Source organism: Microbispora catharanthi (assembly GCF_006334915.2).
Classification (GTDB): Bacteria; Actinomycetota; Actinomycetes; order Streptosporangiales; family Streptosporangiaceae; genus Microbispora; species Microbispora catharanthi.
On the sequence record NZ_VDMA02000027.1, the window covers coordinates 93,589 to 120,013 of the forward strand.

General features: G+C 70.1%; 25 protein-coding genes and 1 riboswitch. Of the genes, 13 read left to right on the top strand and 12 right to left on the bottom strand.

Translation table 11 applies throughout. From position 1 onward, the window contains the following. Positions 1 to 4: 4 nt before the first annotated feature. The 3 genes from FH610_RS36270 to FH610_RS43095 all read right to left on the bottom strand — a co-directional run bounded on the left by FH610_RS36270 (position 5) and on the right by FH610_RS43095 (position 1,124). On the bottom strand, positions 5 to 454 hold the full coding sequence (locus tag FH610_RS36270; protein ID WP_139579755.1) for an ATP-binding protein: 450 nt from the start codon (positions 452 to 454) through the stop codon (positions 5 to 7). A 174-nt stretch (positions 455 to 628) separates the two neighbouring features. Then, positions 629 to 874, bottom strand: a complete 246-nt coding sequence (purS, locus tag FH610_RS36275; protein WP_139579756.1) for a phosphoribosylformylglycinamidine synthase subunit PurS — start codon at positions 872 to 874, stop codon at positions 629 to 631. Positions 875 to 950: 76 nt separating this feature from the next. Further along, positions 951 to 1,124, bottom strand: coding sequence for a hypothetical protein (locus FH610_RS43095; RefSeq protein ID WP_161628168.1), 174 nt, complete (start codon positions 1,122 to 1,124; stop codon positions 951 to 953). A 217-nt stretch (positions 1,125 to 1,341) separates the two neighbouring features. On the opposite strand from FH610_RS43095, the gene pdhA reads away from it, so the two are divergent. From pdhA to FH610_RS36300, 5 genes are all read left to right on the top strand, one after another. Then, positions 1,342 to 2,433: a pyruvate dehydrogenase (acetyl-transferring) E1 component subunit alpha gene (pdhA, locus tag FH610_RS36280; RefSeq protein ID WP_240809401.1), complete on the top strand. Its 1,092-nt coding sequence runs from the start codon at positions 1,342 to 1,344 to the stop codon at positions 2,431 to 2,433. Continuing rightward, positions 2,430 to 3,404 carry an alpha-ketoacid dehydrogenase subunit beta gene (locus FH610_RS36285; protein ID WP_139579758.1) on the top strand — a complete coding sequence of 325 codons (975 nt, stop codon included), beginning with the start codon at positions 2,430 to 2,432 and terminating at the stop codon, positions 3,402 to 3,404. Before pdhA ends, FH610_RS36285 begins: the two co-directional genes overlap by 4 nt. Before the next feature lie 16 nt (positions 3,405 to 3,420). Beyond that, positions 3,421 to 4,857, top strand: coding sequence for a dihydrolipoamide acetyltransferase family protein (locus FH610_RS36290; protein WP_139579759.1), 1,437 nt, complete (start codon positions 3,421 to 3,423; stop codon positions 4,855 to 4,857). A 71-nt stretch (positions 4,858 to 4,928) separates the two neighbouring features. Then, a complete protein-coding gene (locus tag FH610_RS36295; protein ID WP_139579760.1) occupies positions 4,929 to 5,855 on the top strand; it encodes an MvdC/MvdD family ATP grasp protein in 927 nt (308 codons plus the stop codon). Beyond that, positions 5,852 to 6,841 (top strand): TIGR04500 family putative peptide maturation system protein, encoded by a 990-nt coding sequence (locus FH610_RS36300; RefSeq protein ID WP_139579761.1) that lies wholly within the window; start codon positions 5,852 to 5,854, stop codon positions 6,839 to 6,841. The genes FH610_RS36295 and FH610_RS36300 overlap by 4 nt, the downstream gene beginning before the upstream one ends. Before the next feature lie 96 nt (positions 6,842 to 6,937). Here the strand turns inward: FH610_RS36300 and FH610_RS36305 are convergent, their stop codons facing one another. Beyond that, entirely contained in the window at positions 6,938 to 7,345 is a 408-nt protein-coding gene (locus FH610_RS36305; protein ID WP_139579762.1) for a hypothetical protein, read from the bottom strand. A gap of 107 nt (positions 7,346 to 7,452) precedes the next feature. Beyond that, positions 7,453 to 8,682 (bottom strand): serine hydrolase domain-containing protein, encoded by a 1,230-nt coding sequence (locus FH610_RS36310; RefSeq protein ID WP_139579786.1) that lies wholly within the window; start codon positions 8,680 to 8,682, stop codon positions 7,453 to 7,455. 311 nt (positions 8,683 to 8,993) lie between these two features. Here FH610_RS36310 and FH610_RS36315 point away from each other — a divergent pair, with 311 nt between their 5' ends. Next, a complete protein-coding gene (locus tag FH610_RS36315; RefSeq protein WP_139579763.1) occupies positions 8,994 to 9,734 on the top strand; it encodes a GbsR/MarR family transcriptional regulator in 741 nt (246 codons plus the stop codon). A gap of 156 nt (positions 9,735 to 9,890) precedes the next feature. Next, positions 9,891 to 10,184, top strand: a complete 294-nt coding sequence (locus FH610_RS36320; protein WP_139579764.1) for a Dabb family protein — start codon at positions 9,891 to 9,893, stop codon at positions 10,182 to 10,184. 5 nt (positions 10,185 to 10,189) lie between these two features. On the opposite strand, the gene FH610_RS36325 is transcribed toward FH610_RS36320, so the two are convergent. Next, complete coding sequence (locus FH610_RS36325; protein ID WP_139579765.1) at positions 10,190 to 10,645, bottom strand: MarR family winged helix-turn-helix transcriptional regulator; 456 nt, start codon at positions 10,643 to 10,645, stop codon at positions 10,190 to 10,192. Positions 10,646 to 10,779: 134 nt separating this feature from the next. Between FH610_RS36325 and FH610_RS36330 the strand changes: the two genes are divergently transcribed. Together FH610_RS36330 and FH610_RS36335 are read left to right on the top strand one after the other, a co-directional pair. Further along, on the top strand, positions 10,780 to 11,943 hold the full coding sequence (locus FH610_RS36330) for an MFS transporter (RefSeq protein ID WP_139579766.1): 1,164 nt from the start codon (positions 10,780 to 10,782) through the stop codon (positions 11,941 to 11,943). Positions 11,944 to 12,348: 405 nt separating this feature from the next. After that, positions 12,349 to 13,860 carry a sodium:solute symporter family protein gene (locus FH610_RS36335; RefSeq protein WP_139579767.1) on the top strand — a complete coding sequence of 504 codons (1,512 nt, stop codon included), beginning with the start codon at positions 12,349 to 12,351 and terminating at the stop codon, positions 13,858 to 13,860. 148 nt (positions 13,861 to 14,008) lie between these two features. Here FH610_RS36335 and FH610_RS36340 read toward each other — a convergent pair whose 3' ends face one another. Next, entirely contained in the window at positions 14,009 to 15,832 is a 1,824-nt protein-coding gene (locus FH610_RS36340) for an acyl-CoA dehydrogenase (protein ID WP_139579768.1), read from the bottom strand. A 146-nt stretch (positions 15,833 to 15,978) separates the two neighbouring features. Then, positions 15,979 to 16,051, top strand: a riboswitch (guanidine-III (ykkC-III) riboswitch). 5 nt (positions 16,052 to 16,056) lie between these two features. Between FH610_RS36340 and FH610_RS36345 the strand changes: the two genes are divergently transcribed. Next, on the top strand, positions 16,057 to 16,302 hold the full coding sequence (locus FH610_RS36345; RefSeq protein WP_139579769.1) for a CBU_0592 family membrane protein: 246 nt from the start codon (positions 16,057 to 16,059) through the stop codon (positions 16,300 to 16,302). Between the two features lie 41 nt (positions 16,303 to 16,343). Further along, positions 16,344 to 16,727 (top strand): VOC family protein, encoded by a 384-nt coding sequence (locus FH610_RS36350; RefSeq protein ID WP_139579770.1) that lies wholly within the window; start codon positions 16,344 to 16,346, stop codon positions 16,725 to 16,727. A 3-nt stretch (positions 16,728 to 16,730) separates the two neighbouring features. Here the strand turns inward: FH610_RS36350 and FH610_RS36355 are convergent, their stop codons facing one another. Next, positions 16,731 to 17,180 carry a hypothetical protein gene (locus tag FH610_RS36355; protein WP_139579771.1) on the bottom strand — a complete coding sequence of 150 codons (450 nt, stop codon included), beginning with the start codon at positions 17,178 to 17,180 and terminating at the stop codon, positions 16,731 to 16,733. Positions 17,181 to 17,266: 86 nt separating this feature from the next. Here FH610_RS36355 and FH610_RS36360 point away from each other — a divergent pair, with 86 nt between their 5' ends. Next, entirely contained in the window at positions 17,267 to 17,713 is a 447-nt protein-coding gene (locus FH610_RS36360) for a GNAT family N-acetyltransferase (protein WP_139579772.1), read from the top strand. On the opposite strand, the gene FH610_RS36365 is transcribed toward FH610_RS36360, so the two are convergent. Continuing rightward, positions 17,684 to 19,732, bottom strand: coding sequence for a molybdopterin-containing oxidoreductase family protein (locus FH610_RS36365; protein ID WP_139579773.1), 2,049 nt, complete (start codon positions 19,730 to 19,732; stop codon positions 17,684 to 17,686). The genes FH610_RS36360 and FH610_RS36365 overlap by 30 nt on opposite strands. 35 nt (positions 19,733 to 19,767) lie before the next feature. Beyond that, entirely contained in the window at positions 19,768 to 20,205 is a 438-nt protein-coding gene (locus FH610_RS36370; protein WP_139579774.1) for an RpiB/LacA/LacB family sugar-phosphate isomerase, read from the bottom strand. A gap of 49 nt (positions 20,206 to 20,254) precedes the next feature. Here FH610_RS36370 and FH610_RS36375 point away from each other — a divergent pair, with 49 nt between their 5' ends. Continuing rightward, the gene (locus FH610_RS36375; RefSeq protein WP_240809403.1) at positions 20,255 to 22,660 is read left to right on the top strand and encodes a lysylphosphatidylglycerol synthase transmembrane domain-containing protein; all 2,406 of its coding nucleotides are present in this window, start codon (positions 20,255 to 20,257) and stop codon (positions 22,658 to 22,660) included. A 241-nt stretch (positions 22,661 to 22,901) separates the two neighbouring features. Here FH610_RS36375 and mgrA read toward each other — a convergent pair whose 3' ends face one another. After that, the gene (gene mgrA / locus FH610_RS36380) at positions 22,902 to 23,927 is read right to left on the bottom strand and encodes an L-glyceraldehyde 3-phosphate reductase (RefSeq protein WP_139579776.1); all 1,026 of its coding nucleotides are present in this window, start codon (positions 23,925 to 23,927) and stop codon (positions 22,902 to 22,904) included. Continuing rightward, on the bottom strand, positions 23,924 to 25,969 hold the full coding sequence (locus tag FH610_RS36385) for a S9 family peptidase (RefSeq protein WP_139579787.1): 2,046 nt from the start codon (positions 25,967 to 25,969) through the stop codon (positions 23,924 to 23,926). Before FH610_RS36385 ends, mgrA begins: the two co-directional genes overlap by 4 nt. Positions 25,970 to 26,425 lie beyond the last annotated feature (456 nt).

Below are 26,425 nucleotides of genomic sequence, written 5' to 3' on the forward strand. Positions count from 1 at the left end.
GTCCTCAGACCCCGGCGAGATGACGGTCGAGAGTGAGGTGGTGGGCGATGGCGTCCTCGTCCCAGTCGAGTTCCTTGCTCAGGCGCACGGTCGTGCCGCGCCCGGGCGTGATGTCGAACGAGAGATCGTCAACGACGGCGCGCATGATCAGGATGCCCCGGCCGTTCTCGGTCTCCGCCGACGGATACTGGCGGGGAATCATGTGCAGCCCCTCGCCTTCGTCGGCGACGCGCAACTCGCAGCGGCCGTTGCCTATGGTGGCCATGACCTCGTAGCGGTTGGCGGGACCACCGTGCCGCACCGCGTTGGCGCACGCTTCGGACGTGGCCAGGAGTATGTCGGACACGCACTCTTCGGTCACCCCGAGAGACCGCAGCGCGTCTCCCACCACTCGGCGGACCATCGGGATGCCGATCGCGTCCCGTGGCATCGCCAGTGAGAACTCAATATCCACCGGACCCCTCCCCGGTGTCGAAGGTCACCAAGGAAGGCTTCCCCGATGAATCAGGGCTAACCGCAAAATCACGTCCCCGTTATTCAGGACGCACTGGATAGGTGGGTTCGAGACGGACCGATGCCCGATTAGGGGTGGACAAGCTGCGGGAACAGTGGTGTGAAATGCGTCACTTCACCCCTCGACGTGGATCGTGAAGTCCTCGATGACCGTGTTCGCGAGCAGGGTTTCGGCCATCTTTCGGACATCCGAAAGCGCGGCCTCGTCGGCCGGGCCGTCCAGCTCCAACTCGAACCGCTTGCCCTGCCGCACCCCGGAGACCCCGGAGAAGCCGAGTCGCGGCAGCGCCCGGGCGATCGCCTGGCCCTGCGGGTCGAGGATCTCCGGCTTGAGCATGACGTCGACGATGACGCGCGCCACGATGTTCCTCCAATTCGAATGAGGGCCCGCCGAATTCGGGGAGGTCCGCCCGTTCGGAGGTCCGTTTGGGTCAAGCCTAGTGCCGCCTCGTCGGCTCGTCCCCGACGGGCCGCGACGCCGCGCCGGGCGCCCACGGCGGGGCACGCCGGCCGACGTCGTCGTCCTGGACCACGACCTCGACCGCCTCGGCGTGGCCGAACCGGCGGGGGTGGACGCGTGGCCGACGATGCCGGGCGGGCGGGTGGTCCACCGCTCCTGAGACGTGGCGCCGGGGTGTGGCGTCCCACAGTCCGGGAATCGGAGAAGTGTGGACGGGCGGGCGGGGCCTTGCGCTGAGGGGTGTGAGTTCTGCCACGATGTCCACATATGCGCCCGGTCGCCCACCCCAGCGGCCGTACGCCCGACGACCCGGCCTTCCTGCGGGGGTGACCCCACCCGCGGGGGCCCGAGACGCACAGGAGTGGCACGTGACAGCCGACGCCCCTCGTGGTGTACACGCACCCCCGGAGCTCGTCCAACTGCTCACCCCGGAGGGGGAGCGGGTCGAGCATCCCGACTACGACATCGAGCTGACCGCGGAGGAGGTCCGCTCCCTCTACCGTGACCTGGTCCTCGTCCGCCGCGTCGACCTGGAGGCCGTCGCGCTCCAGCGGCAGGGCGAGCTCGGCATCTGGGCGTCCCTGCTCGGGCAGGAGGCGGCCCAGATCGGCTCCGGCCGGGCGCTCACGGACGCCGACATGGCCTTCCCCACCTACCGGGAGCACGGTGTGGCCTGGTGCCGCGACGTCGACCCGGTCAAGCTGCTCGGCCTCTTCCGCGGCGTCAGCAACGGCGGGTGGGACCCGGCCGAGCACAACTTCCACCTCTACACGATCGTCATCGGCTCCCAGGCCCTGCACGCGGTCGGCTACGCCATGGGCATCCAGCGCGACGGCGCCGAGGCGGCCACGATCGTCTACTTCGGCGACGGCGCGACCTCCCAGGGCGACGTGAACGAGTCCTTCATCTGGGCCTCGGTGTTCAACGCCCCCATCGTGTTCTTCTGCCAGAACAACCAGTGGGCCATCTCCGAGCCGCTGGAGAAGCAGTCGAAGATCCCGCTCTACAAGAGGGCCTCCGGCTTCGGCTTCCCCGGGATCCGCGTGGACGGCAACGACGTGTTCGCCTGCCTCGCCGTGACCCGCCGCGCGCTGCAGAACGCCCGCGACGGGCAGGGGCCGACGCTGATCGAGGCGTTCACCTACCGCATGGGCGCGCACACCACCTCCGACGACCCCACCCGCTACCGCCTCGCCGACGAGCTGGAGGCGTGGAAGCTGAAGGACCCCATCGAGCGGGTCAAGGCGTACCTGTTCAAGAACCAGCTCGCCGACCAGGAGTTCTTCGAGAAGATCGACGCCGAGGCCGACGCGCTCGGCAAGGACGTGCGAAGCCGGTGCCTGGCGCTGCCCGACCCGCCACCCCGGGCTATCTTTGATCACGTGTACGCCGGCGCCCACGCACTCCTCGACGAGGAACGCGAGCAGTACCTGACCTACCTGGCGGGGTTCGAACGATGACCACACTCACTCTCGCCAAGGCGTTGAACGAGGGCCTGCGCCGCTCGATGGAGGACGACCCCAAGGTGCTCGTGATGGGAGAGGACGTCGGCAAGCTCGGCGGCGTCTTCCGTGTCACCGACGGCCTGCAGAAGGATTTCGGCGAGGACCGCGTGATCGACACGCCGCTCGCCGAGTCGGGCATCATCGGGACGGCGATCGGCCTGGCCCTGCGCGGCTACCGGCCGGTCTGCGAGATCCAGTTCGACGGGTTCGTGTTCCCGGCCGCCGACCAGATCATCACCCAGCTGGCCAAGATGCCGCTGCGGTCGCTCGGCACACTCAAACTGCCGGTCGTCGTACGCATCCCCTGCGGCGGCGGCATCGGGGCGGTCGAGCACCACTCGGAGTCGCCCGAGGCGTACTTCACCCACACGGCGGGCCTGCGCGTGGTCGCGTGCTCCAACCCGGCGGACGCGTACACGATGATCCAGGACGCCGTCCGCTGCGACGACCCGATCATCTTCTTCGAGCCCAAGCGCCGTTACTGGGACAAGGCCGACGTCGACCTCGCCGCCCCCGGCCTGCCGCTCGACCGCGCCCGCACCGTACGGCAGGGCCGCGACATCACGCTGATCGCGTACGGGCCGATGGTGAAGACCTGCCTGGAGGCCGCCGCGGCGGCGGAGGAGGACGGGCGGGACATCGAGGTCATCGACCTGCGCTCGCTCAACCCTCTCGACGTGGATGTCCTGACCGAGTCCGTGACGCGGACCGGCCGGTGTGTCGTCGCCCACGAGGCCCCCGTCTTCACCGGCTTCGGGGCCGAGCTGGCGGCGCGCATCACCGAGCGCTGCTTCTACAGCCTGGAGGCGCCCGTGCTGCGGGTCGGCGGGTTCTCCACGCCCTACCCGCCGTCGCGGCTGGAGGACCACTACCTGCCCGACCTGGACCGCGTGCTCGACGCCGTGGACCGCTCGTTCGCGTACTGAGGGGGAGGGACTTCTCATGCTCCGTGAGTTCAGACTCCCCGACGTGGGCGAGGGGCTGACCGAGGCCGAGATCGTCAAGTGGCACGTCGCCCCGGGCGACTCGGTGAAGATCAACCAGACGATCGTGGAGATCGAGACGGCCAAGGCCGTCGTCGAACTGCCGTGCCCCTACGAGGGCACCGTCTCCGCCCTGATGGTCGGCGAGGGCCAGACCGTCGACGTCGGCGCCCCGATCATCTCGGTCGACGACGGCGAGGGCGGTGACGGCGCCGGCGCGGGCCGGGAGGCGCTGGCGGACGACATGGTGCCGGACGCGCGGAACGGCGCTCCGGCGAAGGAGGAGCGCCAGCCGGTGCTGGTCGGGTACGGCGTCAAGACGAGTGCCACCCGCCGCCGCCCCCGCAAACCGGCCGCGTCCGCTCCGCCGGTTGCGCCGGTTCCGCCCGCCCGGACCGCCGCGCCCCCGCCGGTCACTCCCGTTCCGGCCACTCCTGCCCCGGTCGTCGCGGCCCCGGCCGGTGCGGCGGGGGGTGTTGATGGGGCGGCGAGTGTTGACGTAGCGCGGGGCGACGGCTCCGCGTCCGCACGGGCACGCGTCCTGGCCAAGCCGCCGGTCCGCAAGCTCGCCAAGGACCTCGGCGTCGACCTGACGACCCTCATGGGCACCGGCCCCCAGGGATCGATCACCCGGGCGGACGTGGAGGCCGCGGTGGCGGCGCCCGCCCCCGTTCCGGCCGCCGCGCGGCGGGAGGCCGGGGCGCGGGAGGAGCGCATCCCGGTCAGGGGGGTCAGGAAGGCGACCGCGCAGGCGATGGTGGCCAGCGCGTTCTCGGCCCCGCACGTGACCGAGTGGCTGCAGGTCGACGTGACCGAGACCATGGAGGCGGTCCGGCGGCTGCGTACGCTGCCCGAGTTCGCCGAGGTCAAGGTCTCCCCGTTGCTCCTTGTGGCGAAGGCCCTGATCACCGCGGTGAGACGGCACCCGATGGTCAACGCCACGTGGACCGGCGAGGAGATCGTGGTCAAGCACTACGTGAACCTCGGCATCGCCGCCGCCACCGATCGCGGGCTGATCGTGCCGAACGTCAAGGACGCCGACGCGATGGCGCTGCCCGAGCTCGCCCGGGCGCTGGGCGAGCTCACCGAGCGGGCGCGGGCCGGGAAGTGCCAGCCCGCCGAGCTGAGCGGCGGCACGATCACGATCACCAACGTGGGCGTCTTCGGCGTCGACGCCGGCACGCCGATCCTCAATCCCGGGGAGGTGGCGATCCTCGCCGTGGGCCAGATCAGGGACATGCCCTGGGTGGTCGACGGGCAGCTGGCGGTCCGCAAGGTCACCACGCTGGCGCTGTCGTTCGACCACCGCGTGGTCGACGGCGAGCTCGGCTCGTACGTCCTGCGCGACGTCGGCGCCATGCTGGAGGACCCCCTCCGCATGCTTGCCTGGAGCTGAGCGGGGACCACTCAAGTCGGATGCAAGATCCGAACCAGTGAGGCTCAAGATCGGATTCCTACCGTTCGCTTGTGATCCTCATACTGAGCGACCGGCAGGACACGACCGTGCGCCGTGTCCTCCCGAAGATCGAGCGCCTGGGTGTCCCCGTGACCTGGTGGGACAGCGGTGAGTTTCCCGCCAGGTCACGGGTGACCGCGGCCCTCGCCGACGGTTCGCGCCGGCTGACGCTGGACACCGGCGCCCAGGTGGTCGATCTCGCCACGGTCACCGCCGTGTGGAACCTGCGCCCCAACCGATCGGTGGCCGCGGCGAACGTGTCGGACCCGACCCACCGGGCGCACGTCGAGTGGCAGTCCCGTTTCCACCTCGACGGTGTGTGGGAACTCGTGCGGGCCCGCTGGCTGCCGTGCCCGCACCCCGTCACCGGCCGGACGCGCAACCGTCTCGTCCACACGGCCCTGGCCGCCGAGCTGGGCTTCGCGGTGCCTGAGACCGTGTACACGAACGATCCGGCGGAGCTGGTCCCGGCGTACGAGCGCGCCGGAGGCAGACTGCTGGTGAACCTGCTCGACCCCGAGGACCTGCGGGTCGACGGACAGGATCACCGGGTGCACACCACGCTGGTCCGCCGCCGGCACCTCGCCTCCCGTCACCGGTTGCAGCACGAGCCGGTCATCCTGCAGCCCTGCCTGCCCCGGACCGTGGACCTGCGGGCGGTCGTCGTGGGCGACCGCGTGTTCGCCGTACGGGTGGGCGAGCGGCCGGGTGACGGGCCGGGCGACTTCGCCGTGCACCGCCTGCCGGAGGAGGTCGAGCGCCGGTGCGCGGCCCTGGCCGCCTCGCTCGGCCTGAGCTACGCGGTCGTGCATCTGGCACTGACCGGAAACGGCGAGCACGTCTTCCTGGAGATCGATCCGAACGGCGCGTGGGCGCCGGTGGAGGAGAGCACCGGACTGCCGGTCAGCGACGCCATCGCCGCCTGGCTGGCGGCATGACCGCGGTATCGGTGACGGCGTTCGCCGCGGTCCTCGCCGAAGCCGTCGAACTGCTGCGCGGCCTGCGCCGCCGCCCCACGGCCGTTCCCGAGGCCAGAAGCCTGGCCGCGGCGTGGGCGGCCACCCATCCGGAGGCGCGGGCCCAGCTCGTCGTCGGCATGCGTCCGGACAGCCCGCTGGTCGACTACGACCTGCTCGTCGAACATCCGGAGGGTGGCACCGTGGCCCTTTCGGCCTCGCCGGACGACGGCGTGCCCTGGCCGGCCGAGCACTCGGCCCACTGGGCCGCCGGATATCTGGTCACGGTCGACCGCGTGCGCCTGCGCGTCGCCGAGGCGCTCATGCTGCTGCCCAGGCGTCCGTACGGCGATCGCGACGTCCACGACGAGATCGTCGAGCAGTGCCTGCTGATGAACGAGACGCTGGAGGACGGCGAGCCCCTCGACGACGCCGACATCCGGGCCGCCGCCGAGGAGTTCCGCACCGGCCACGGCCTGCGTGACCGCGCCTCCACGCTGGCCTGGCTGGCGGAGATGTCGCTGTCCGGCGAACAGTTCGAGGCGTTCATCGCCGGGATCGCGCGGCGGCGGCGCTTCCGGCGGCGCAAGGAGGCCGAGCTCGCACCGGGCCACTTCGCGGCCCACCGCTGCGACTTCGACCGCGTACGCGCGCTGTGGGTGACCGGCTCACAGCCGGTGAACGGCGAGTTGCTGCGCGGCGTGGGCGGCCTGGTGGGCTGCGGGGAGGCCGTGGTGACCGTCGGCGCGCGGTGGGCCAGGGACCTGCCCGCGCCCCTGCGCCACGCCGCGCACGACACGCTGGTCGGTCCCGTGGCGTACGGCGACGGCTATCTGACCGGGATCGTGCTGGAGCGCCGGGTGGGGAGGGACGACCCGGAGACACTGGCCGCGGCGGGCGAGACCGCCTTCGACGAGTGGCTCGCCGGCCGGCGCAGGCGGGCCTCCATCGAGTGGCACTGGCTGTGAGGACCTGGCTGAACGTGATCGGCGGCCGGGTGACGGGCATCGCCGGGCGGGTCGTCGCCGCGTCCCGGGGTCCGGAGAGGACCCCGGGACATCCCGTCAGGCGGCGTCGAGAGCTGCGGTGATCTTGCGGGCCATGTCGGCCATGGTGGGGCTGGGCCCGCCCTTCTGGGCCAGGGTGGCTGCTTCGACGGCGACGATGACGGTGCCGCGGAAGTTGTCGGCCTCTGCCGGAGCCTGCTTCTTGAGCAGGCTCATGGCCGACGTCAGGGCCGGCAGCACGTGGTCGGCGAGTTCGGCCACGGACTTGCCGTCCAGGTTCATGCCCGTCGACTTCTCGGCGAGCACGTGCCCGACCAGGCCGGTCGCGGAGGTCAGGGCGATGGAGCCCGCGGTGGCGACCTTGTGGGGCGAGCCGGCGGCGCCTGCGGCGGCCAGCAGCGAGACGGCGCCGTAGGCGGCGGTCCGCAGGGTGATCTTGTCCTGATCGGTGAGGGTGACGGACATGGTCGTGTGGTCCTTTACATCTGTTGCACGGATGGGGAAAAGGGTCCTGCCGGTGCCCGGGGCGTCGGGGGCCTGAGGGCGGGGTCTGTCGGGACGCGGGCTCGGTGTCAGTCGTCGATCGCCTGGTAGAGCGTGGTCCAGAAGTCGTGGATGAGCTGCATCGAATCCGGGGTGGACGCCCCGACCTGGGTGAGCAGGAGCCCGGTGAGTCGCTTGACCGGGTCGGCGTAGGCCGCGGTGCCGCTTCCGCCGTCCCAGCCGAACTGGCCGACGGAGGCGTAGTCGCCGCGGTAGGTGCGCACCGCCATCCCGAAGCCCCAGCCGCCGTGCTGCCCTTGGCCGTGCGAGATATGGACGTTGTCGACGGCCATGGCGTTGCGGGCGGCGTTCTGCTCGGGCGTGAGGCGGTTGGTGGTCATCAGCTCGACGGCGGGCCGGGACAGGATCCGCTTCCCCTTGTGCACGCCGCCGTTGAGCAGCATGCGGAAGTAGGCGTGGTAGTCGTCGACGGTGGAGGTCAGTCCGCCGCCGCCGCCCTGGAACGCCGGAGGCTCGCTCCACCGTCCTCCCTCGGCCTCGTCCCACACGAGGAACTCGCCGGTCTGCGGGTCGGGGGCGTAGAGGGCCGGCAGCCGGTCGATCTTGTCGGAGGGCACGTGGAAACCGGTGTCGGTCATCCCCAGCGGATCGAAGATGCGCTCGCGCAGGAACTCCTCGAACGACTGGCCCGTGACCCTGGCCACCAGCACGCCGAGCAGGTCGCTGCTGATGTGGTACTGCCAGCGCTCTCCGGGCTGGTACATCAGCGGAAGCGTGCCGAGGCGGCGCATCCACTCATCCGGCTCGGGCATCGGCACCGGCAGATTGGGCGTGAGCCCCTGCTCGAAGACCGCGTTCATGATCGGAGTGCCCAGCGACGTCATATCCATGCCGATCCCGAACGTGGAGGTCAGCACGTCCCGCACGGTGATCGGCCGCCGCGCCGGCACGGTGTCGTCCAGCGGTCCGTCGATCCGCTTCAGCACCCGGCGGTCGGCCAGTTCCGGCAGCCACGGCTCCACCAGGTCATCCAGTCGCAGCCTGCACTCATCAAGCAGGACCATCGCCGCCGCGACCGAGACCGGCTTGGACGTCGAGGCCATCCGGAAGATCGTGTCCCGGCGCATCGGCGCGCCACCGTCATGACGCATCGTCCCGATCGCTTCGACGTGCGTCCGGTCGCCCCGGCTGACCAGGGCGACGAGCCCGGGAATCCGCCCCGACTCGACATACCGCGCCAGCACCTCACGCAGCCTGCGCAGCCCGGTCGCGGAGAAGCCGCCGTCGCCGGTTTCCATCATGAATCTCCTCACGCACAGTGGTCGATCTGCCCTTATCGGGACTCCCTCTGCGGCGCCACCGGCACCCGCAGGTGTTCGGGAATCTCTGAACGTCTGCGACACTACATTGCGTTCATTAATCGGTCAACAAGCAAAGCGAGCAGGTAGTGCCTGCTAGGGCGGAATATCAGAGTGCTCATTGCAATGACAGTGAAGCTGAATGCAATGAGCGATCGGACGTGCATTGCAATGGACTACGAGTGAATGCATACTGTGCAGCATGCGGGCGCCGAGCTCCGCGCATGCCGGCAGACAGGAGACGAGCACCCATGCCCGGAGGCAGACTCACCGACGAAGACCGTCAGCACATCGCTGCGGGGCTGGCCGAGGGGCTCGGATACGCGGAGATCGGCCGGCGTCTGGGGCGGCCCGCCTCGACCGTCATGCGGGAGGTCACCCGCAACGGCGGGCCCGACGATTACAGGGCCGAGCGGGCGCACGAGGCCACGCGGCATCGTGCGCGCCGGCACAAGCGGGCTCAGCCTCCGGCGCCGCCGATCCCCGACAGCGGCCATGGGCGCGACCCCCAAGCGGTGCAGGACTTCACGGAGTCCTTCATCGCCCTCCTCGTTCAGCAGGGGCTGCCCCGGATGGAGGCCAGGGTGCTGGCCTGCCTGTACGTCACCGACTCCGGCACTCTCACCGCCGCCGACCTGGTCCAGCGGCTTCACGTCAGCCCTGCCTCGATCTCGCACGCCGTCGCCTTCCTGGAACAGCAGGGGATCCTCAGGCGGGAGCGGGTTCCCGGCGCGCGGCGCGAGCGCTATGTCATCGACGATGAGATCTGGCTCCGGTCGATCCTCGCGTCTCTGCAGATGAACGAGGCCCTGGCGGCCGCATCGCGGCGCGGAGCGGAGATCCTCGGGGCCGCGACCCCGGCGGGCGGGCGCTTCGAGTCCTCCGCCCAACTTCTGTCCCTCGTGAGCGAGGCCTTCCGGCAGGTCCTGGAGCAGTGGCAGAGCCCGGCCGCGCGGAGCGCTCCCCGGCCGGTGCGAACGCCGGGGGACTGACACACGCTTCGGCTGACGGGCCGACCCGGGCGCCGGCGCCCGACCGGCCGGCCCGAACAGGCACCGCGCCTGCGCCTTCGCCATCGATGATGAGAGGATGAGCGCCGTGAAGAGCGCGGCCGGTCGGCCGCGTGCGTCTCATCCCAGGGGGAGTGCATGTTCCGCCACGTCGTGCTGCTGAAGTGGACCGAGGACGCCACCGAGGAGCAGCGGGCCGAGGTGGCAAGGCGGCTGGGCGGGCTGCCGGACGTCATCCCCGAGCTGCGCTCCTACCAGATCGGCTCGGACGCGGGCGTCAACCAGGGCAACTTCTCCTTCGGCGTGGTCGCCGACTTCGACTCCCCCGAGGACTACGTCGTCTACCGCGACCACCCGGCCCACCGGGCGGTGATCGACGAGTGCATCACGCCGATCCTCGCCGCCCGCGCGGCCGTGCAGTACGTCCTCTAGGTCCGCTACTGCGCATGCAGTGATTCGACCGCTTCGACCAGAGGGGCGAGCCGGGGGTTCCGGGCTGCCTGGTCGAGGGCCTCCCGCAGGGCGGTGTCGTTCGTGGGCCGGGCCTCGGCGAGCAGCGCCAGGCCCGCGGGGCTGACGTCGGTGTAGATCCCACGGCGGTCGGTGGGGCACAGGTAGCGGGTGAGCAGTCCCCGCTCTTCGAGCCGGGTCACCAGGCGCGTCGTCGCGCTCTGGCTGAGCACCACGGCGTCGGCGACCTGCTTCATCTGCAGATGGCCGCCGGGGCCGTCGTGCTGCCGGCTGAGCGTCTCCAGCAGGGAGTATTCCCGCACGCTCAGCCCGTGTTTGCGCTGCAGGGCGCGCTCGATGTGTGCCTCGATCCTCTCGTGCAGCAGGGAGAGCGCGCACCAGCCCTGCGCGAGTGCGGTGAGGGCGGGATCGGCGGCCGTCATCGACTCTCCCTCCGTTCGCGTGTGACTCAGACGAGGATACTCCACTCCTGCAATAGTCCGCGCTTGCAAGTATCAAGCGTCTGCAACTATTGTCTGCGCCTGTTACTAGCTCCTGCAATCGTTGGGGGACGTTCATGCCTCTCGCACTCGTAGCCCTGGCCATCGGGGCCTTCGGGATCGGGACCACCGAGTTCGTGATCACGGGATTGCTTCCGCAGGTGGCGTCCGACCTCGGGGTCTCCATCCCGACCGTCGGCCTGCTCGTCACGGGCTACGCCCTGGGCGTGGTCGTCGGCGCCCCGCCGATGACCGTGCTGGGGACGACCATGTCCCGCAAGCGCGTGCTGATGCTGCTGATGGCGCTGTTCATCGCCGGCAACCTGCTCTCGGCCCTCGCGCCGGGCTTCGGAGTGATGCTGGCCGGCCGAGTGGTCGCCTCGCTGGCGCACGGCGCGTTCTTCGGCATCGGTTCCGTGGTCGCGGCCGAACTGGTCGCCCCGCACCGGAGGGCCGGGGCGATCGCCCTGATGTTCACCGGTCTGACCGTGGCCAACGTCGTCGGCGTACCCCTGGGCACCCTGGTCGGCCAGGTCGCCGGCTGGCGGACCACCTTCGCCGTCGTCGCCGGGCTCGGCGCCGTCGGCCTGATCGGCATCGCCGCGCTCGTGCCCGAGATGCCGCGCCCCCAGGGCGTACGCCTGCGTCACGAAGTGGCCGCACTCCGCGACGTCCAGGTGTTGCTGGCGATGGGCATGACCGTGCTCGGGTTCGGCGGCGTCTTCGCGGCCATCACGTACATCGCGCCCATGATGGTCCGGGTCGCGGGCTATCCCGAAGGGGCGGTCACCTGGCTCCTGGTCCTCTTCGGCCTCGGCATGGTCGCCGGCAACCTCGTCGGCGGAAGGTTCGCCGACCGCGCGCTGATGCCGATGCTGTACGTCTCGCTGGGCGCCCTCGCGGTCGTCCTCGCCGCCTTCACGCTGACCGCGCACAGCAAGATCCTGGCCGCGGTGACCGTCGCCCTGATCGGGGCGCTCGGCTTCGCCACCGTGCCGCCGCTGCAGAAGCGCGTGCTCGACCTGGCCCACGGCGCGCCGACGCTGGCCTCGGCCGTGAACATCGGCGCCTTCAACCTCGGCAACGCCCTGAGCTCCTGGCTCGGCGGCCTCGTCATCGCGGCGGGCCTGGGCTACACCGCGCCCAACTGGGTGGGCGCCCTCCTCACCGCCTCCGCGCTCGTGCTCGCCGCCCTCTCGGCCGCCCTCGAACGCCGCTCCGCCGTGGTCGCGGCCGTCTGACCTTCTTTCTCGTGCCCTGGGCCTTTCACACTCCCGGGCATGCTCACGCGAGGGGCGGGGGCGGCGCCCCTCGTCCTCCCGCTCGCGCGCGTGCCCTGCCGGACGATCACCGGTGCCAGGCGGTGACGGGTCCGTTGTGTGCCGCTTGCTGGAATCTCATTTCGCCGCACACTTTCACCCCCCACCCCGCGCGAGATCAAGGCCGTTCCTGATAACGATTCAGATACGCGAAGCTGGTTCATGAGTATGAACGTGCTGTGACCTGCATCACGGCCTCGATCCGCTCCCTCGTACGCCCGTGACCTGCGAACCCGCCATTGACGGCGGGAGGGGGGCGGGCGCATCGTAACGAGGCCAGGCGGTTGTCGGTCCGGGTGCCGCCGTTCACCCGGAGGTACGACGCGCGTGAACCCATTGGACTGGTTCGTTCTGGGCGCCTATTTCATCGTCATGGTGGCGATCGGCGTCTACTCGCACCGGCGTATCGGCAACATCAGTGACTTCTTCACCGCCGGGGGCAAGATGCCCTGGTGGCTGGCCGGCATCTCGCACCACATGTCCGGCTACAGCGCCGTCATGTTCACCGGGTACGCCGGCATCGCCTACCTCTATGGCGCCACCTCGTACGTCACCTGGGCCTTCCCGATCGCGATCGGCATCGCGATCGGCTCGGTGCTGTTCGCCCCGAGGCTTAACCGCATCCGGTCGAAGCTCAGGGTCAGCTCGCCGCTGGAGTTCCTCGCCAAGCGATACAACGTACCGACCCAGCAGGCGCTCGCCTGGTCGGGCGGCCTGCTGAAGATCGTGGACGTCGGCGCCAAGTGGGCCGCGATCGCCACGCTGCTGTCGACGTTCACCGGGCTGTCGCTCAACCAGGGCATCCTGATCACCGGCGTCGTCACCGCCGTCTACTGCACGGTCGGCGGTCTGTGGGCCGACGCGCTCACCGACTTCGGGCAGTTCGTCATCCAGCTCCTCGCCGGCGTCGTCATGCTGTTCGCCGTCCTCGCCAAGCTCGGCGGCATCAGCGCGGTGGGGGACATGTGGGACAGGCTCCCGCCCGAGCACGCGCAGCCCCTGAACGGCCCGTTCACCGTGACGTTCCTGCTCGCGTTCCTGTTCATCAAGACGTTCGAGTACAACGGCGGCATGTGGAACCAGGCCCAGCGCTACATGGCCGCGCCGTCGGCGGCCCAGGCGGCCCGCGGCGCCCGCCTGTCGGCCGTGCTGTGGGCGATCTGGCCGCTGCTGCTGTTCTTCCCCATGTGGGCCGCGCCGCTGCTGGTCCACGCGACCAAGCCGGACGCGAGCGACTCCTACGCGCTGCTGACCACCCAGCTCATCCCGCACGGCCTGCTCGGCCTGGTGATCGCCGGCTTCTTCTCGCACACGATGGCGATGGCCTCCTCCGACGCCAACGCGATCGCCTCGGTCTTCACCCGCGACGTGATCCCGGTGCTGTCCCGCGCGGCGCGGGCCTGGGACACCAGGGCCGCCCTGGTCGCGGCCCGGGTCACCACGGTGGCGTTCATCGCGCTGTCGATGACCGTGGCCACCCAGGTCAACAGCCCGGTTTTGAAGGACATCATCACGGTCGTCATCAAGTGGGTGGCCGGGCTCATGGGCCCGATCTCGATCCCGCTGCTGCTCGGCATGCTGCCGCTGTTCCGCAGGTCCGGCCCGACGGCCGCGCTGGTCTCGTGGGCGGCAGGCCTGTTCGTCTTCTGGCTCACCAACTACGGCATGAGCGACGTCTCGACCGCCGTGGCGACGGCCGCGCCGGTGGCCACCTCGCTGGTGCTTTTCACGATCATCGGCTTCATCCGCCCGGAGAACACCCCCGAGCGCGAGGAACTGCTCCAGACCGTCAACACCGACGAGGACAGCGCCGCCCGGCCGCTTCCGACGTCCGCCTGAGGATGTGCCTCCGCCCGAGGGTGCGCCTCCCCTGACCGCCGCGCCGCTTCCCGCGTTCACCTGACCGGCCCGGGAGCGGTGCGGCCCAGAGACGCGGTACGGCCGCCGCACCGTCACGTGTGCGGCGGCCGTACCGAACCAGAACAGATCAGAAGGACTCTTCCGGCAGTTCCATGAGGTCCTGGCCGGTGGCGGCGAGCACGCGGCGCTCGGCGGCCACGCGCGGCAGCACGGTCTGCGCGAAGAACGAGGCCGCCGCGATCTTGCCTGTGTAGAACGCCTTGTCCTCCTCCGAGGCGGACAGGGCGTTCAGCGCGATCTCGGCCTGGCGCAGCAGCAGCCAGCCCAGCACCAGGTCGCCCAGCGCCATGAGGAACCGGGTGGTGTTGAGGCCGACCTTGTAGACCTCCTGCGGCGTCTCCATGGAGGCGATCGCCCAGCCGGCCATCGTGTCGGCCATGGCCTTGACCTCGTCGGCCGCCTCGTCGAGCAGGCCGCGCTCGACCTTCAGCCGCCCGTTGCCCGCCTCAGAGGCGGCGAACGCCTTGATCTCGCCGAGCAGCGACCCCAGCGCCGCGCCCTGGTTCTTCAGGACCTTGCGGAAGAACAGGTCCTGGCCCTGGATCGCGGTCGTGCCCTCGTACAGCGAGTCGATCTTCGAGTCGCGGATGTACTGCTCGATCGGGTAGTCCTGGAGGAAGCCCGAGCCGCCGAGCGTCTGCAGCGAGCGGGCCAGCAGCTCGTACGACCGCTCGGAGCCGACGCCCTTGACCAGCGGGAGCAGCAGGTCGTTGAGCGCTTCGGCGGCCTCGTCGCGGCGGCCCTCGAACTCCGCGATCTGGATCTGGTCCTGGATCGTCGCCGTGTAGATGACCAGCGCCCGCATCGCCTCGGCGTACGACTTCTGCAGCATGAGTTCGCGGCGTACGTCGGGGTGGTGGGTGATCGTCACGCGCGGGGCGGTCTTGTCGCCCGAGCGGGTGAGGTCGGCGCCCTGGACGCGGTTCTTCGCGAAGTCCAGCGCGTTGAGATAGCCGGTGGACAGCGTGGCGATGGCCTTGGCGCCCACCATCATGCGCGCGTGCTCGATCACCATGAACATCTGCCGGATGCCGTCGTGCGCGTCGCCGACCAGGTAACCGATGGCGGGGTGCTTCTCGCCGAGCGTGAGCTCACAGGTCGTGGAGACCTTCAGGCCCATCTTCTTCTCGACGTTGGTGACGTACACGCCGTTGCGCTCGCCCAGCTCGCCGGTCTCCAGGTCCACCAGGTACTTCGGCACGAGGAACATCGACAGGCCCTTGGTGCCGGGCTTGGCGCCCTCGGGCCGGGCCAGCACGAGGTGGAAGATGTTCTCGGCCATGTCGTGCTCGGCGCTGGTGATGAAGCGCTTGACGCCCTCGATGTGCCAGGTGCCGTCGGGCTGCTGGACCGCCTTCGTGCGGCCTGCGCCCACGTCGGAGCCGGCGTCGGGCTCGGTCAGCACCATGGTCGCGCCCCAGCGCCGCTCGACGGCCATCTCGGCGAACCGCTTCTGCTCCGGGGTGCCGAGCTCGAACAGCAGGTGGGCGAAGGCCGGGCCGCAGGCGAACATCCACACGGCGGGGTTGGCGCCGAGCACCATCTCGGCCATGGCCCACACCAGGCTGCGCGGGGCGGGCGTGCCGCCGAGCTCCGGCTGCAACTCCAGGCGCCACCACTCGGCGTCCACCCAGGCCTGGTAGGAGCGCTTGAAGCTCTCCGGCATGGTCACGCTGTGGGTGGCGGGGTCGAAGACGGGCGGGTGGCGGTCGGCGTCCTCGAACGAGTCGGCGATGGGGCCGGCGGCGAGCCGGTTCACCTCGTCCAGCACGCTTCGCGCGGTGTCCTCGTCCACCTCGGCGAACGGGCCGGTGCCGAGGATCTCGCTGCGCCCGAACACCTCGAAGAGGTTGAACTCCAGGTCGCGGAGGTTGCTCTTGTAGTGACCCATCTGTGTGCGCTCCTAGAACCGAACCCGGGGGTAACGTACTGGTCGGTAACTCTAAACGAATGCTACCCGCGAGTAACCGGCGATATCCATGGTCTGTGCCACAGTTCGCACGGATTGGTTAGGTGCGACCGGTATGGTCCCATGATGTGAAGGCCGTGATCCGCGGCCCTCCCGGACGAGGTGCCCTCCGTACCCGGACGAGCGAAGACGGTGGGCGGAATGACATGGACCAAGTTCTGCAGATCGCCGGCGCCGTCCTCATCCTCGGCGCGTTCCTGCTCTCCCAGATGAACGTCCTGGACAACCGTTCGAAGATCTACCTCACGCTCAACCTCGTCGGCTCCGTGGTGCTCGCGTGGCTCGCGTACGCGGACGACGACTGGGGATTCCTGCTGCTGGAGGGGGTCTGGGCCATCGTGTCCGCGGTGGGCCTCGTCCAGTCCCTGCGGCCGCGGCGGACGGCAACGTAACCTGCTTGACAGCTTTACCGGTGTCGCGATTGGCTGGGCGCATGATGGAGATCCACACGATGACGATCGACTGCGCCCGGCCGTATGAGCTGGCCCAGTGGTGGAGCGAGGCCCTGGGCTGGCCGCTCGTCGACTCCGAGCCGGAGGACGACGAGGTAATGCTGGACCGTCCTGACGGCCCTCCGCACCTGCTTTTCATCCAGGTGCCCGAGGGCAAGACGGTCAAGAACCGCCTGCACCTCGACGTCGTCCCCTCCGGGGAGCGCACCCGCGACCAGGAGGTGGAGCGGCTGCTCGCGCTCGGGGCCAAGCCGTACGAGGACCACCGCACCCCGGAGGGCACCGGCTGGGTCACTCTCCTCGACCCCGAGGGCAACGAGTTCTGCGTCTGCCGCGGCGAGTACGAGCGTGCCGCCTCCGCGTGAGAATTAGGAGCTCTTGGCCCGGCCGCGCATGGAGAACGTGAGAACGGTGGTGATCAGCAGCACGAGCGCGCCACCCCACAGCGCGTCCCAGGCCGAGCCGAAGACGCCCTCGTGGTCGATCACGAGCTGCACCGGGTACATGAGGGCCGCCGCGCCGAGGGCCGGGTAGAGCGAGAAGCGCCAGGGGTGGCGCAGCGCCCACAGACGGGCCTGCCGGGTCACCCGGTCGCCGACGTCCGGCTTGGAGATCGCGCCGATCGCCGCGACGAGGGCGAACACGGTGATCCCCGCGCACAGGGCCCAGGTCAGGTCGGCCGGGCCGGGCAGGATGACGCCCAGGAGGAAGCTCGTGGCCGCGACCGCCCCACCGGACGTCGCCGCGGCCCGCCAGGGCGCGCCGCGCAGGGCCGCGCCGGCCAAGGACATCTCGTCCATGCGGGTCAGTTCGTTCATGACTACAGCGTGCCTTTCCGGGCGTTTCTCCGGCATCGGGGAAGTCCCTGAGCCGCCCCTGACGCCACCCGGTTAGGCTCCCCGGCATGTCGCTGCACTTCCGTACGGCCCGGCGTGAGGACGTCCCCGTCATCGTGGCCATGATCAATGAAGACCCGATCACCGCCGCCCGTCCGTCTTCCGGAGAGCCGGACTACTACGCCGCCTTCGAGGCGGTGGACGCCGACCCGCGTAACGAGTTGATCGTCGTGGAGTCGGACGGCGAGGCGGTCGGGACCATGCAGATCACCTACATTCCCGGGCTGTCGCGGCGGGGTGGCGAGCGCGCGCTGATCGAGGCGGTCAGGGTCGCGGTGCCGCATCGCAACCGGGGGATCGGCCGGGAGATGATGCGGTGGGCGGTCGAGCGGGCCCGGGAGCGTGGCTGCGCGCTGGTGCAGCTCACCTCCGACAAGGCCCGCATCGAGGCCCACCGCTTCTACGGCTCGCTCGGCTTCACGGCCTCACACGAGGGGTTCAAGCTCCTCCTCTGACAGCGGGGCGACGTCGACGAAGTTGTCGTGGTAGACCGGGCCCCGGCCCATGTCGGCGTCCCGCTCGTCGACCAGCGCGTTGGGGTTGGCGCCCGCCGACAGCTTCGGCCAGTGGCCCTTCGGCGCCGCCACCACCCCCTGCGCCACCCGGTCGCTGACCTCCACGTACGCCCTGAACTCGCCGTTGCCGTTGAAGACCCGTGCGGCCTGCCCGTCCACGAGCCCCCGGGACGCGGCGTCGGCCGGGTTGACCAGCACCCGCGGGCCCTTCGACCGCTTGCGCAGCTCCGGGTTGTTGGCGAACTGCGTGTTCAGGAACGTGTGCGCGGCCGGGGTGATCATGACGAGCGGGTGCGGCCGGTCGGCGGGAGCCGTACGGGCGGTGAACGAGGGGACGTAGCCCGCCACGCGCGGCAGCCCGGCGGCCTCGGCCTTCGCGGAGGCGAACTCCAGCCGCCCGCTCGGCGTCGGGAAGCCCTCCGTGAACGGCACGAACGGGTCGGCCACCGGAAGCCGGGCCCACCCCTGCTTGCGGCACTCCTCCAGCGAGATCCCCGCCTGGGCGAGCGTCTGCCCGGCCAGTTCGAGGTCGCTGTCGTAGAGGGACGGCTCGGTCAGGCCCATCAGCCGGGCGAGCCGGCGGAAGGTCTCGGTCGTGGAGAGGCACTCGCCCGGCGGCTCGACGGCGGGCTCGTTCCACACCATGTACATGTGCCCGTAGCCGTGGTGCACGTCCAGGTGCTCGATCTGCATGGTCGCGGGCAGCACGTAGTCGGCGTAGTCGACGGTGTCGGTCGGGAACTGCTCCATCACCACCGTGAACAGATCCTCCCGTGCCAGCGCCGCCCTGATCCGGTTCTGGTCGGAGGTCGAGCCCAGCGGGTTGGCCGCATAGACCCACAGGCACTTGACCGACTCGTCCAGCCCGTCGGCCAGCCGGGTCATCGTGAGCGTACGCACGGGGTGGGGGAGCAGGTCGTCACGCGGATCGGGGCCCGTGGGGGCGTATCCCGAGGTGGAGTAGGCCACGCCGCCGCCCGGGTGGCGCCAGTCGCCGGTGACGCCCGGGATGCACGCGATCACCCGCATCGCGGCCCCGCCGCCCGCGTGCCGCTGGATGCCCATCGTGGCCCGGATGCCGGTCGGCCGGGTGTGCGCGAGCCGTACGCCGAGGGCGCGGATCCGCTCCTCGGGCAGGCCGGTGATCTCCGCGACCAGCGCCGGCGGATGCCTGCGGATCTCGGCCTCGAACTCGTCCCAGCCGGTCGTGTGCTCCTCGATGTACGCGCGGTCCTCCGCGCCCTCCTCCAGCACGACGTGCAGCAGGCCGAGGGCGAGCGCGGCGTCGGTGCCCGGCCGGATCGGCAGATGCTCGTCCGCCTGGTCGGCCGTACGCGTGCGAATGGGGTCGATCGCCACGACGTACGCCCCGGCGGCGCGGGCGTCCTGGACGAACTTCCACAGGTGGTGGCCGCTGGTCAGCGTGTTGGTGCCCCACAGCAGGATGAGCCGCGACAACGCGAACGTCTCCGGGTCCATGCCGCCGGGAGTCCCGTTGACGTACCGCAGCCCGTCGTTGCCGGCCCGCGCGCAGATGTTGAGGTCGTGCCGGGACGCGCCGAGGGCGTTCCAGAACCGCCGCCCGGCCTGACCCGACTCGCCCTGGACGTAGCCGAGCGTCCCGGTGCCCTGGTAGGGCCAGATCGCCTCGCCGCCGTGCTCCTCGACGATCGACGTCAGCTTGGCGGCGATCTCCGACAGCGCCTGGTCCAGGCTGATCCGCTCGAACCGGCCGGATCCCTTCGGCCCCACCCTCTTCAACGGGTGGAGAACGCGGTCGGCCGACCGCACCTGTTCCAGGTAGCGGTTGACCTTCACACACAGGGCCCCGCGCGTGTAGGGGTGGTCGCGGTTGCCGCGCAACCCGACGGCCTCACCGTCGCGTACGGTGACGACCCAGGAACAGGTGTCGGGGCAGTCGAGCGGGCAGGCGCCGAGGACGGGTAGCGACGTGCTCATGGCATCGACGTTAGCGCGCGGCCCGCGGGAGGTCTCTACCGGATTTCCCGCACGTACGCGATGTTCGCGGCGTCCTCGGGGTCGGTGCTTGGCGCCTCGGAGAACCAAGCGTCCAGAATCTCCGTCAGAACCTGCTGGGAGGTGAGGCGGAGACTGAGCGCGAGCACGTCGGCGTCGTTCCACTTGCGGGCGCCCGCGGCGGTGGCGGCGTCGGTGCACAGCGCCGCCCGCACGCCCGCTACCTTGTTTGCCGCTATGGACGCGCCGGTGCCGGTCCAGCAACAGACCACGGCCTGGTCCGCGCGGCCCTCCGCGACGTCCCTCGCCGCGGCGGAACAGCACCACGCCCAATCGGCCCGGTCGCCGGGGGCCAGTGCTCCATAGAGTGTGACTGAATGGCCGCGCCGTTCCACCTCGGTCACAAGCACCGACGCGATTCCGTCGAGGCTGTCCGAGGCTAGGGATATACGCATGCCGTCAATTGTGGACACCGAGTGCGAAGATCGCACAGAATCGCTGGTGGTGAGAGGCATCAAGGAGCAGGACATAACGCTGGACACTCCTGGCCAAGGAGCTGTCCTCGTCGTCGAGCCTCTGCTGCCGCAGCGGATCCGCCGTCCTTCCGACGCACTGCGGTTCCTGCTCACGCTGCTGGCCCTCGTCGCCGTCACACTGATGGCCCTGGCCCTGCAGCGCACGCTGAACGGCCTGGAGACCGACGTCCAGGCGGGCACCGGCCGCGCCCCTGATCTGCTGTCGGCCGCCGCCGGGCTGCTGGGCGGCGTCGCCGTGCTGATCGTCCCGGTCGCGTTCGCCGTCGAGCGGGTCTTCCACCGCGACGGCATGCGGGTCACCCAGGGGCTGATCGCCGCGATTCTCGCCCTGCTGGTGTCGTACGCGCTGGACGAGTGGCTGGTCAAGGCGGGTCCGGCCGACCTGGTGCAGCTGCTCACCGGCGGCAGGGACGTGGAGCCGCTCAACACCGTGCTCACCCCCGCCATCGCGTACGCCACGGCCGTGCGGATGGGTCGGCGCCCGCACTGGCGGGCACTCATGTGGGTCGCGCTGGCCCTCGACGTGTTCGCGCTCTTCACCGCCACCAAGGTCACCGCCCTCGGCGTGATCCTCACGTACGTCGTCGGCCTCGCCGTCGGATTCGGCACGCTCTACGGCATCGGCAGCGCGAACACCAGACCGCCCGGCAGCGCCGTGCTGGCGGCGCTGCGCAGGCTCGGTTTCACGCCGGTCAGCGCCAGGCGGGTGGAGGACGACAGCTCGGGCAGCCGCCGCTACCTGGTCGGCCTCGCCGACGACCGGCGGATCGACGTGACCGTGCTCGACCGGGACCGGCAGGTGGCGGGCGTCCTCTACCGGCTGTGGCGGCGTTTCCTGCTCAACAGCGAGACCCGGCGCAGAGCCATCCGCTCGCTGCGCGCCGAGCTGGAGCGCGAGGCGCTGATGGCGTACGCCGCACAGGCCGCCGGGGTGCGGCTGCCGCGCCTGCTCGGCACGAGCGAGATCGGCACCGAGGCCGCGCTGCTCGCCTACGAGCACGTGGACACCCGGCCGGTGAGCGATCTACAGGACGAGGACTTCGACGACGAGCTGCTGGAGCGGATGTGGGAGCAGGTCCGGCTGCTGCACGCGCAGCGCCTGGCCCACCGCCACCTCACCGGCGAGAGCATCCACGTCGACGCCCATCGGAACGTCTACCTCGTGGACGCCCGGAGCGGCGAGATCGCGGCAGGCGACCTGCTGCTGCGGCTCGACATCGCCCAGCTCCTCGCCTACCTCGGCACTCGGGTGGGAGCCGAGCGCTCTGTCAGGTCGGCGGCGAAGGCGCTGGGGGAGAACACGCTGGCCGGGGCGATGCCGCTGCTCCAGCGGATCGCGCTGAGCCGGGACACCCGGACGGCCGCCCGCCGGGACAGGAAGCTCCTGCCCGCCATCCGCGTGCAGATCACCGCGCTGAAGCCGCAGGTCGAGGTCGAGGAGGTGCGGCTCGAACGGTTCCGCCCCCGGACGCTGTTGACGATCATCGTCAGCACGCTCGGCGCCTACTTCCTGCTCTCCCAGCTCAGCCAGGTCAACCTGATCAGCGTGATCACCACGGCGAACTGGGCGTGGAGCGGTGTCGCACTGGTCGCCGGCGCCCTCAGCTACGTCGCGGCGGCGATCATGCTGCGTGGGTTCGTGCCCGAGCCGCTGCCGCTCGGCCGCACGGTCCTGGCCCAGCTCGCCGCGTCGTTCGTGAAGCTCGTCGCGCCCGCCGCGGTCGGCGGCGTCGCGCTCAACACCCGTTATCTGCAGAAACGAGGCGTCCCGCCGGGGGCGGCGGTGACCAGCGTGGGAGCTTCACAGCTCATCGGCCTGGCCATGCACATCATGCTGTTGCTGCTGTTCGGCTACCTCACCGGAACGCAGGCCGCGCCGTCCCTCACCCCGTCGCGGGGCCTGCTCGTCGTGTTGCTCGGCGTCGCGGTGCTCTTCCTGATCGTGCTCGCCGTACGGCCGCTTCGCCGCGTGCTGACCACCCGCCTGCGGGCGATGTTCTCGGGGGTGATCCCCCGGCTGCTCGACGTGGTGCAGTCGCCCAAGAAGATCATCGAGGCGATGGGCGGGACCCTGCTGCTCACTCTCAGCTTCGTGATCTGCCTTGAGGCGTGCGTCCAGGCATTCGGCGGCAAGGCCAGCTTCACGGCGGTCGCCGTGGTGTTCCTGGCCGGCAACGCCATCGGCTCGGCCGCTCCGACGCCCGGCGGGCTGGGCGCGGTGGAGTACGCCCTGTCGCTCGGCCTGCAGGTCGCCGGCGTGCCGGGCCCCATCGCCACCTCGGCCGTGCTGCTGTTCCGGCTGATGACGTTCTGGCTTCCCGTCCTGCCCGGCTGGGCCTCCTTCGCCTACCTCCAGCGTCAGAACGCCCTCTGAACCGTCGACGGCCGGCTTCGGCGCTGCCCGGCCGGGCATCGCTGTCCGCCGGGGACAGGCGTGCGGTGGGGCTGAGGCCTCAGGCGCCCGGTGTCTGTGCGCCAGAGCACAGACACCGGGACCCATGAGCCCGGGGTCGCCGGCCTGGGGTCACGAGCATGGGTCACGAGCATGGGTCACGAGCATGGGTCACACGCCGCGGTGCAGGCACGCCGGCCGGTGCACCGCGGCTCGTGGACGCTCATTCCGCGCTGGAAGCGGCCCAGAGATTGACCCCGCACTCGACCGCGTCCTTGTCGATCGCGTCCAGCTCGTCCTGGGTGAAGTCGAGCCGGTTGATCGCGTCGAGGCTGTCGTCGAGCTGCTCGACGCTGCTCGCGCCGATCAGGACCGACGTCACCCGCGGATCGCGAAGCGCCCAGGCCAGGGCCATCTGCGCCAGCGACTGCCCGCGCTGCCCGGCGATCTCGTTGAGCCGCCGGACATGGCGCAGGCTCTCCTCCGTCAGCAGGGACGGATCGAGCGACTTGCCCTGGGCCGCCCGCGAGTCCTTCGGAACGCCGGCCAGGTAGCGATCGGTCAGCATGCCCTGTGCCAACGGAGAGAACGCGATGCAGCCGGCCCCCTCCTCCTCCAGCACGTCGAGCAGCCCGTTCTCGATCCACCGGTTGAGCATCGAGTAGGAGGGCTGGTGGATGAGCAACGGAGTGCCCATGTCTCGCAGGATCGCCGCGGCCTGCCGGGTCCGCTCCGGGGAGTAGGACGAGATGCCCGCGTAGAGCGCCTTGCCCGAGCGGACCGCGTGGGCGAGCGCCCCCATGGTCTCCTCCAGGGGCGTCTCCGGATCGAAGCGGTGGCTGTAGAAGATGTCCACGTAGTCGAGGCCCATCCGCTTCAGCGACTGGTCGAGGCTCGCGAGCAGATACTTGCGCGACCCCCAGTTGCCGTACGGGCCGGGCCACATGTCGTACCCCGCCTTGGTGGAGATCACCAGCTCGTCGCGGTACCTGGCGAAGTCCTGCTGGTAGAGGTGCCCGAAGTTGATCTCGGCGGAGCCGTACGGCGGACCGTAGTTGTTGGCGAGGTCGAAGTGGGTGACTCCGCGGTCGAAGGCCCGGCGGAGGATGGCCCGCTGGGTCTCGATCGGCTTGTCGTCGCCGAAGTTGTGCCACAACCCGAGCGACACCGCGGGCAGCCTCAGCCCGCTCCGTCCGGTCCGGTTGTACGGCATGGGCCCATATCGGCCCTCGGCAGCCACATAGCTCACTCGGTCACTCCAACTCGGTCGAGGATCCAGGAGAGCGCGAACGCCTCCTCACGCCAGGCGTCGTAACGGCCGCTGCGGCCTCCGTGGCCGGCGCCCATCTCGGTCTTCAACAGGAACGGGCCGCCCTGCGCGGTGGCACGGAGCCGGGCCATCCACTTGGCCGGCTCGTGGTAGAGCACCCGCGTGTCGTTGAGGCTGGTGGTCGCCAGGATCGGTGGGTAAGGCCGGCCGTCGACGTTTTCGTAGGGCGAGTAGGACTTCATGTACGCGTAGACCTCGGAATCGTGCAGCGGGTCACCCCACTCGTCCCACTCGGTCACCGTGAGCGGCAGCGACGGATCGAGGATCGTGTTCAGCGCGTCCACGAACGGGACCTCGGCGACGATCCCCGCGAACTCCTCCGGCGCCAGGTTGGCGACCGCGCCCACGAGCAGACCACCGGCCGAGCCGCCCCTGGCGATGATCCTGTCGGACCATCCCTCGGCCTTCAGATGCCGCGCGGACGCCACGAAGTCGGTGAAGCTGTTCTTCTTCCTGGTCAGCTTGCCGTCCTCGTACCACCGGCGGCCCATCTCGCCGCCCCCGCGCACGTGGGCGATCGCGAACACGAGCCCCCGGTCCAGCAGCGAGAGCCGGGCCACCGAGAAGTAGGGATCGATGGACGACTCGTAGCTGCCGTAGCCGTAAAGCAGGGTGGGGGCGGGCCGGCTCGTGTCCTTCCGGACCACGATCGAGATCGGGATCCTGGTGCCGTCCGGGGCGGTGGCCCACTCGCGGAACTGCTCGTAGTCGGCCGGGTCGTAGCCGCCGAGCACCGCCCTCTGCTTGAGCAGGATCAGCTCGCGCGAGCGCAGGTCGTAGTCGTACACCGACGGCGGAGTGACCATGGACGTGTAGCTGAGACGCAGCCGGTTGGTCTCGAACTCCGCGTTGCCGGTCGGCGCGACGTCGTACAGCGGCTCAGGGAAGGAGATCTCGTAGGGCTCGCCGCCGTCGCCCGGCAGGATCCGGACACCCGTGAGACCGTCACGGCGGAAGTGGACGCTGACGTAGTCCTTGAACGCGTCCACGTCGAGCAGCCGCGTGTCGTCCCTGTGCTCGATCAGCGGAGTCCAGTTCCCCGGATCGTCGATGGGGGCGGTGGCGAGCTCGAAGTTCACGGCGCCGTCGTTGTGCAGGACGAGGAAGCGGTCGGCCGCGTGCTCGAGCGCGTACTCCACGCCGGTCTGCCGGGGCCGCACCACCGCGAACTCGCCTTCCGGGGTGTCCGCGTCGAGGACCCGCACCTCGCTGGTGATCTTGCTGCCCGAGGTCAGCACCAGGTAGCGCTGGCTGCGGGTCAGCCCGATGCCCACCCAGAAGCGCTCGTCGTCCTCCTGGTGAACGACGACGTCATCGGTCGAGCCAAGCGTGTGCCGGTGAATCCGGTACGGACGCCACGCCTCGTCCACCGTCGTGTAGAAGAACGTGGAGCCGTCGGCCGACCAGGCGCCGCCGTAGAAGACTCCCGGAATCTCGTCCGGGAGCAGTTCGCCCGTCTCCAGATCCTTGAACCGGAGGGTGAAGCGCTCGTCTCCGGAGAAGTCGGTCGAGTAGGCGAGCTTCGTGCCGTCGGGGCTGACCGCGCTCGTGCCCATGGAGAAGAAGGGACTGTCACCGGCGAGCTCGTTGCCGTCCAGGATCACCTGTTCGCCCAGGAGAGACGTGCCCGGCTCCAGGTGTGGCGGGCTGTCGCCGTCGGCGGCCACGCGGCACTGGATGCCGTACTGCTTGCCCTCTTCGGTGCGGGAGTAGTACCACCAGGCGCCCTTGCGGGTGGGCACCGACAGGTCCGTCTCCAGCGTCCTGCCCTTGATCTCCTTGAAGATGTTCTCCTGGAGGTCCTGCAGGTGGCCGGTCATCTCCTGGGTGTAGGCGTTCTCCGCCTCCAGGTACGCGATGGTGTCGGGGTCGTCCTTCTTGAGCAGCCACGCATACTCGTCGACCACGGTGTCACCGTGATGCGTGCGCTCCAGGGGAACCTTCTTCGCTACAGGCGGCATGTCGCTCACCCGCCAAAGTCTATGTTCGGCATGGTCCCGCCAAGCCTCCTCGCTGCGGCCTGTGGATAACCCGTGACGGGGAACAAGGGGGCCGCTGCCGGCACGTCGCGATCCCACCGGCCCCGGGCGTGAGGCGGGCGGAATACATCCGGGACTCCAGGCGTTCGTATCGAGTCGGGTCATGGCGGTGCCGGACCCTGGTAATCTTGTGGTGTCGGCGCGGTTCGGCGCACTCCTCTTCGATCACTTCGGTGGTTGTCTTGTGTGTGCGGGCTGATTGCCGGCGACTCCTCGCGCTTTTCGATCTTCTTGGTTCGGTGGTTTTGCGCCGGGCTGGGGGTTCGGGTAAGTTAGAGGGGTTGCCCCGGAAACGGGGTGGTCGAATTCCTGTCGGTCGGCGGGTTTCGGGTCAAATAAGTCCCGATGGGGCGGATTTGACACGGAAGAGCCGGTCGG